This is a genomic window from Streptomyces sp. NPDC058401, assembly GCF_042722885.1.
GTDB lineage: Bacteria > Actinomycetota > Actinomycetes > Streptomycetales > Streptomycetaceae > Streptomyces.
Genome location: NZ_JBHXKA010000226.1, coordinates 1 through 7358 on the forward strand (window position 1 = coordinate 1; position 7358 = coordinate 7358).

Below are 7358 nucleotides of genomic sequence, written 5' to 3' on the forward strand. Positions count from 1 at the left end.
CGGCACCAAGGGTGCCGGGCGGGGGCCGGTGGAACGGGATCCGCGGATCAGGCTTCGGTCGGAGCCGAGACGGAGGGCAGCGTCTGCTGCTCGGCCGCCGCGGTCTTCTTCGTCGCCCGCTTCGCGACGGTCTTCTTCGCCGCCGTCTTGGCCGTGGTCGTCTTCTTGGCCGCGGTCTTCTTCACGGCCGCCGCCTTCTTGGCCGGGGCCTTCTTCGCCGCGGTCGTGGTCGCCTTCTTGGCGGCCGTCTTGCGGACCGCCTTCTTGGCGGGAGCCGCCGGGGCGGCCTCCTCGGCGACGGCCTCGGCCGCAGCGGCTTCGACCGGCGCCTCGACCGGAGCGTCGACGACCAGGACGGCCGCCTCCGCGCCCGCCGGGGAACCGGCCGGAGCGGTGGCCTTACGGGTGGCACGGCGACGCGGACGGGCCGGCGCGGCCTCGGCCACGGGCTCGGCCTCGGCCTCGGCCGGGGTCTCGACGACGACCGGCGCGGCCTCGACGACGACCTCGGGCTCGGCCACGGGGGCCTCGGTCACCGGCTCCGGGGCCTGGACGGCCTCGGCCGGGGCGCCCGCCGGAGCGGTCGCCTTACGGGTGGCACGGCGGCGGGTGCGGCCCTTGGGGGCCTCCTCCACGACCGGCTCCGCCACGACCTCGACGATCTCGACGACGGCCTCGGGCTCCGGCGTCTCGATGACCTCGACCTCGGCAACCGGCTCGGCCACGGGGGCCGCGGCCACCGGGGCTCGGTCCGTCGCCGCACCGCGCGGGGCGCCCGCCGGAGCGGTCGCCTTGCGGGTGGCGCGACGGCGGTTGCGACGCCCGCTCACTCCCGCAGCAGCGGCCTCGGCCTCGGCCGGGCTGCCGTAGAGCTCCTCGTCCGCGACGTAGGAGGGATCGGGCAGTGCGATGGGAGCGGCGACCTCGGCAGCCAGCTCCGCCTCGGTCTCGATCTCGTAGTCATCGCCCTCGGCGGTGTCCACGACCTCGTTCTCGTGGTCGTGCTCGTGTCCGGCGCCCTGGCCACCGCGGCGCTTGGAGCGCTTGCCGTTGCCACCGCCGCCGACCACGGTCGGGGTCTCCATGTGCACGATGACGCCGCGGCCGTTGCAGTGGACGCAGGTCTCGGAGAAGGACTCCAGCAGACCCTGGCCCACCCGCTTGCGGGTCATCTGGACCAGACCCAGCGAGGTCACCTCGGCGACCTGGTGCTTGGTGCGGTCACGGCCCAGGCACTCCAGCATGCGCCGCAGGACCAGGTCGCGGTTGGACTCCAGGACCATGTCGATGAAGTCGATGACCACGATGCCGCCGAGGTCGCGCAGCCGCAGCTGGCGCACGATCTCCTCGGCCGCCTCCAGGTTGTTCCTGGTGACGGTCTCCTCGAGGTTGCCGCCCTGACCGGTGAACTTGCCGGTGTTGACGTCGATGACGATCATCGCCTCGGTCTTGTCGATCACGAGGGAACCGCCCGAGGGCAGCCACACCTTGCGGTCGAGCGCCTTGGCGAGCTGCTCGTCGATCCGGTACGTCGCGAAGACGTCCACCTCGGAGGTCCAGCGCTTCAGCCGGTCGGCCAGGTCCGGGGCCACGTGGTTCACGTAGCCGTGGATGGTCTCCCAGGCGCTGTCACCGCTGACGATGACCTTCGAGAAGTCCTCGTTGAAGATGTCGCGCACGACGCGGACGGTCATGTCCGGCTCGCCGTACAGGAGGCTCGGCGAAGAGGTCGAGATCTGCTTCGACTTCTTCTGGATGTCCTCCCACTGGGCCTGCAGGCGCTCGACGTCGCGGCGCAGCTCGTCCTCGCTCGCACCCTCGGCTGCGGTGCGCACGATGACGCCCGCGTCCTCGGGGACGATCTTCTTGAGGATGGTCTTCAGGCGCGCGCGCTCGGTGTCGGGCAGCTTGCGGCTGATGCCGGTCATCGAGCCCTCGGGCACGTAGACCAGGTAGCGGCCGGGCAGCGAGACCTGGCTGGTCAGGCGGGCGCCCTTGTGGCCGATCGGGTCCTTGGTGACCTGCACCAGGACCGACTGGCCGGACTTGAGGGCGGACTCGATGCGGCGCGGCCCGTTGGCCATGCCGAGCGCCTCGAAGTTGACCTCGCCGGCGTACAGGACCGCGTTGCGGCCCTTGCCGATGTCGATGAAGGCGGCCTCCATGGACGGCAGCACGTTCTGGACCTTGCCCAGGTAGACGTTGCCGACGTACGAGGTGGCTTCTTCCTTGTTGACGTAGTGCTCGACGAGCACGTTGTCCTCGAGGACGCCGATCTGGGTGCGCTCGCCGGACTGGCGGACGACCATGACGCGCTCGACGGCCTCGCGGCGGGCCAGGAACTCGGCCTCGGTGATGATCGGGACGCGGCGGCGGCCCTGCTCGCGGCCCTCGCGGCGACGCTGCTTCTTGGCCTCCAGGCGGGTCGAGCCCTTGATGGACTGGACCTCGTCGGAGGAGGTGGAGCCGGAGGCGACGAACTCGGCACGCTCGCGCGCCGGGCGCGGCTCGCGGACCTTGACGACCGTGCGGACACCGTCGTCCTCGGCCGCGTCGGCGTCCGTGCCACCGTCACCGCTGCGACGGCGGCGACGCCGGCGACGACGGCTGGAGCTGGAGCCGAGGGCCCCGTTCTCCTCGTCGTCCTCGGCCTCTTCGGCGTCCGCGTCCTCGGCGGACTCCGCGTCCTCGGCGGACTCGGCCTCTTCCTCGGCGGACTCGTCGAGGTCGGCGGCCTCACCGCGACGGCGGCGACGGCCACCGCGGCGGCGACGGCGCGACGGGCGGTCGCCCGACTCGTCGAAGTCCTCGTCGGCGGAGCCTTCGAGCTCGGCCTCGGCCTCTTCGTCGACCAGCTCTACGTCGGCCAGCGTGACCGGGCCGGACTGCGCGGCGGCGGCCGGAGCCGGGGCCACGGGCGCGGCGGTCTCGGCGGCGCCGCCGCGGCCACGGCGGCGGCGACGGCCGGCCGGCTGCGGGGCGGCGGCCACGACGGCTTCGGCCTCGGCCTCGGCCTCGACGAGGTCGAGCTCCTCCTCCTCGGCCTCCTCGGCCGGGGCGGCGGCAGCGGCGGCCGCGGCCATCATGGCCGCGGTCTCCGGGGTCTGGAACATCGGCTCGGCGAACACCGGGGCCTGGAACACGGCGACGGCGGGACGCCCGGCGCGGCGGCCGCGGGCCGGGGCCTCGGCGGCGGCGGGGGCCTCGGCGGCGGGAGCAACCGGCTGCGCGGCGGCGGCCGGGGCGGTGGTGGAACGGGTGGCGCGGCGGCGGCCGCCGCGCTTCGGGGAGTCCACGGCGTCGGCCACGGTGACGGTGGCCTTGGCGGCGGCGACCGGAGCCTCGACGACCGGGGCCGGGGCCGCGGCCTCGGCCACGGCTTCGGCGGCGGGCGCCTCGGGGGCGGTCACGGCGCGGGTGGCACGGCGGCGGGCACGCGGAGCCGGGGCAGCGGGCTCCTCGACGGCCTCGGCGACCGGAGCGGCGGCCGGGGCCTCGACGACCGGGGCCTCGGCGACGGGCGCCTCCGGGGCGGTCACGGCGCGGGTCGCACGGCGACGGGCACGCGGGGCGGGAGCGGCGGGCTCCTCGACGGCCGGAGCGGCCACGGGAGCCTCGACGGCCGGAGCCTCGGCGGCGGGCGCCTCCGGGGCGGCCACGGCGCGGGTCGCACGGCGACGGGCACGCGGAGCGGGAGCGGCGGGCTCCTCGACGGCCGGAGCGGCGGGGGCGGCTGCGGGGGCCTCGGCCACGGCTTCGGCGGCGGACGCCTCGGGGGCGGCCACGGCGCGGGTGGCACGGCGGCGGGTACGGGCCGGGGCGGCGGCCGGGGCGGCCTCCTCGGCGGGAGCTGCGGCCACTACGGGCGCGGGAGCGGCCTCGGCGGCGGCTACGGGGCCACCGGGCGGGCCGGCCGGCCGGGACGCGGCACGTCGGCGCCTGCGCGGCGGCAGGTTGTCGCTCGGGCTGCCACTGTCGGCGGCGTTCTTGTTGTCGTTTTCGTTGTTGAGCATGCGGGGTTTCTCCCGTCACGCTCCCGGGCGCCGCGGCTGACGTCCGGTCCGGCACGGTTCCGCGTAATGAGCGCGGAACCGGCCTCCGGGGCGCGTTCGCCACACGGGAGCTCAGTTCAATGGCCGCCGGTTCCGTACGGGTAGTCGTACGGCCTGGCGGAAGTCTTCAAGTCTTCAGGTCTGTCTGTGCGCGGCCCGACCCAGGTGGCTCCCGAGTCCCAGGGCTGCGCGACGACGACGATCCCTACGCGGCGGGACCTTCCGGCGCCTTCGCGTCGGCGGCTACGGCCGCCGTGGGTGGGGCGGTCGTGACAGCCTCGCGGTCGGGCGCGAGCGGGTCGGTCACCGTGCCGGACTCCTCGTCGAAGAGCCCCTGCGCCAGCCTGGTCACCGCAGCGGGGACCGGCGGCGTTAGGTCGGCCACAGCTCGGAGACCGGACAGGACGTCGTCGGGTCGAACGGCAGGTGTCAAATGCCGAACAACCAGCCGCAGTATCGCACAAGCATTGTCCAGGGGCCTATCAGCCTCTGCGGTCGCCGTAACGGGAACCACTTCCAGACTGACCACGGCGCCGCGCGTGTCGAAGGTCCGCATGCCGTTCTTGGTGCGGCGCTGGACCTCCACGGTCTCGGCCGCGAGGAAGGCCCCGACGGCCTTCTCAAGGTCTCCGGGCTCCACGCCGTCCAGGCGCAGCTCCCATACGGAGGCCGTCAGCCGGTCGGCGAGACCGGAGGTGTGCGCCTCGACGGCGTCGATGATGTCGAGGCCCACGGGCATCGACTCGTCGAGCAGCTCGCGCAGGACCGCGGGGTCGCGGGCCTCGGCGAGGGCGATCTCCAGGTACTCGGCCTCGCTGCCGGTCCCGGTCGGGGCGGCGTTCGCGTACGAGACGCGGGGGTGCGGGGTGAAGCCCGCCGAGTACGCCATGGGCACCTCGGAGCGGCGCAGGGCCCGCTCGAACGCACGCTGGAAGTCTCGGTGGCTGGTGAACCGGAGGCGGCCGCGCTTGGTGTAGCGCAGACGGATGCGCTGCACTACCGGTGCGGGAGGCGGGCCTTCGGGCTGTCGCTTGCCCAGTGGTTCATCTCCTTGTGCGGGGCTCCGCGGCTCGCGCGTCGCCCTGAGGTCTGTGGGGCCGGGCGGCCGCGCCTGCCCTCCGGCTCACTCCTGCTCATGTCTTGTGCAGGAAGATCTCGGGGGCGGGCGTGTCGCCTGCGGCTGTGTTACTACCCAGAGTACGCGTCTGTGACCTCGCCGGTTCCCGGGTCGGCCCCCCGAACAGCGCCCGCCGCACGTCGGCCCGCGCCTCGCGCACCGAGAGGCGGGTGGTCCGCCAGACCTCGCCGACGACGCGGCCGACGGGAGCGACGGCCCGCCGGTGCACCGCGCGGGCGGCCCGCCGCCCGGCGACCCACCCGGCGCGCAGCGCGTTCCCGGCGGGCGTGACCACGTGCCGGCGCAGCCATCCGGCGGGCCGCACCACGGCCCACCGCCACAGCCACACCAGCGCGCGCCCCAGCGCCCGGCTGATCCGCCCCGCGAGGTGCCAGGCCGCGACGAGCAGCTGCCCGAGCGGCACGAGCAGGTACGCCCACACCCCCCGCCCGACCGGCGCGAGCAGGTACCGCCACAGCCCGACGGCCCCGGGCCGTACGGCATACCGCCACAGCGCGGCCCACGGCCAGAGGAACAGGGCCTTGGCCACCCAGGCCGCACCGGCCGCGAAACCCCGGCCCAGCCATCGCAGGGCGTGCCCGACGGGGGTGAGGACGTACCGGTACAGCGCGCCGCCCGGCAGCACGAGCAGGTACCGGACCGCGCCCGCGAACAGCCGGGCGATGCCCCGCCCGGCGGGCAGCAGCCCGTACTCCCAGACCGGGACCAGCAGGTACCGCCAGAGCCCCGTGCCCGCGGGCTTCAGCAGGTACGCGTACACGGCCTGCCCGACCGGGAGCGCGACGTAGCGCCAGAGACCGGCCCAGGGCCAGTAGAAGACCAGCTTGAACAGGGCCCCGATCAGCCACCCGGTCCCCCGCAGCACCGGGAGCAGGACCAGCTCGTACAGCCGCCGCAGCCCCTGCCCCAGCGGCCCGAGGACGGTCCGGTTCAGCATCCGCGCGCCGGCGACGAGCAGGTCCCACACCACCCGCAGGGGCAGCACGATCAGCACCGCCACGATCTTCACGGGGATCCGTACGGCTCCGACGAGGCAGCCTTCTCCCCCGGGTGCGCGCGCCTCTTCCAGTTCCATGCAGATAAGGACTCCGCAGGGGCCCCTTCCGTTGCGGGCACCACCCCACGGGTCCGGACACACCGACGGCCCGCCCCGTGATCGGGGCGGGCCGTCGGTGTGCGGTCAGTTCGCCAGCGGGTGGCCGCCGGGCGGGGTACGCGGGGGCGGCGGGGCCGCGGTGACCTTGTAGGCGTCGGGGAGGAACCCCGGCGAGCGGGTGCCCCAGGTGTACTGGGGCGAGTCGAGCGCCACGGAGTAGGTGTCCGGCGCGATGCCGAAGGTGCTCAGCTCCACGACGAGCACGGTCCCGGCGGTGTTGACCGCCGTCGCCTTGACCATCCGTGACGGGCTCGTGCTGCCGCCGTCGGCCGTCAGAACCACCTCGGTACCGAGGGTCAGGTTCCTCCCACGCAGGGTCACCTTGGTGATGGTCTGGGTGGGGCTCGTCGCCGGCGTCACCGAGGTGGCGTCGGCCTGCTTCGGCCGGGTGGTACAGGGGAAGTCACAGACGCCTTGCATCTGGTATTTGAGCGGAGTGGCAGCCGTGTACGCGCTCAGCAGGACGAGGTACTCCCCCTTCGGGGCGTCGGCCGAGGTCCAGCAGGAGAAGTTGAAGTCACCGATGTTCCGGCCGTCGCAACGGGCCACGGGGTCGAGGCCCGCGCCGGTGAAACTGGTGGGGCTCATCAACTCGGCGTTGGGATTGGTCCCGCTCGCGACGCTGTTGTCCGCGCCGTAGAGGTCGAAACGCTGGCCCGGCTTCATGTCGGCGACGGCGCAGTACCCCGCCGCGTCCTCGGTCAGGGTGCCGCTCCGCACCGGGAAGTTCTCCGCCCCGACGCGCTTCGTGGTGCACTCGGGCGCCCAGCCGGCCGTGGTGGCGACCCGCCAGGTGTCGATGTGCGCCGCGATGGGCGTGCTGCCGTCGTAGCCGGCGGCCAGCACGTAGACGAGATACCCCGTCGAGCCGGTGACCCGGCAGGCATAGCCCCACTGCCGGCAGACGGCCTTTCCGGTGGCGTCGACCACGACGAGCACCGCGCCGGTGCGGTACGCCGCTCCGGGGGTCCGCTTGGAGATCACCAGCTTGTCGGTGGTCGCCGTCTTGAAC

At 74.3% G+C, this 7358-nt stretch carries 4 protein-coding genes; all 4 read right to left on the bottom strand.

Annotated features, from left to right (window positions below; genetic code table 11):
- Window positions 1-47 precede the first annotated feature (47 nt).
- Window positions 48-4013 carry a ribonuclease E/G gene (locus ACFWNV_RS38590; RefSeq protein ID WP_383956678.1) on the bottom strand — a complete coding sequence of 1322 codons (3966 nt, stop codon included), beginning with the start codon at window positions 4011-4013 and terminating at the stop codon, window positions 48-50.
- Window positions 4014-4257: 244 nt separating this feature from the next.
- On the bottom strand, window positions 4258-5049 hold the full coding sequence (locus ACFWNV_RS38595; RefSeq protein ID WP_383956681.1) for a TIGR03936 family radical SAM-associated protein: 792 nt from the start codon (window positions 5047-5049) through the stop codon (window positions 4258-4260).
- A 136-nt stretch (window positions 5050-5185) separates the two neighbouring features.
- Window positions 5186-6265 (bottom strand): hypothetical protein, encoded by a 1080-nt coding sequence (locus ACFWNV_RS38600; RefSeq protein WP_383956683.1) that lies wholly within the window; start codon window positions 6263-6265, stop codon window positions 5186-5188.
- A gap of 105 nt (window positions 6266-6370) precedes the next feature.
- Window positions 6371-7358, bottom strand: a 988-nt coding sequence (locus ACFWNV_RS38605) for a hypothetical protein (RefSeq protein ID WP_383956686.1), incomplete at its 5' end; no start/stop codon positions are given.

Excerpts from the sequence above, each read along its gene's own strand:
- ACFWNV_RS38590 (WP_383956678.1), bottom strand. The coding sequence starts at position 4,013 with ATGCTCAACAACGAAAACGACAACAAGAACGCCGCCGACAGTGGCAGC.
- ACFWNV_RS38600 (WP_383956683.1), bottom strand. The coding sequence starts at position 6,265 with ATGGAACTGGAAGAGGCGCGCGCACCCGGGGGAGAAGGCTGCCTCGTC.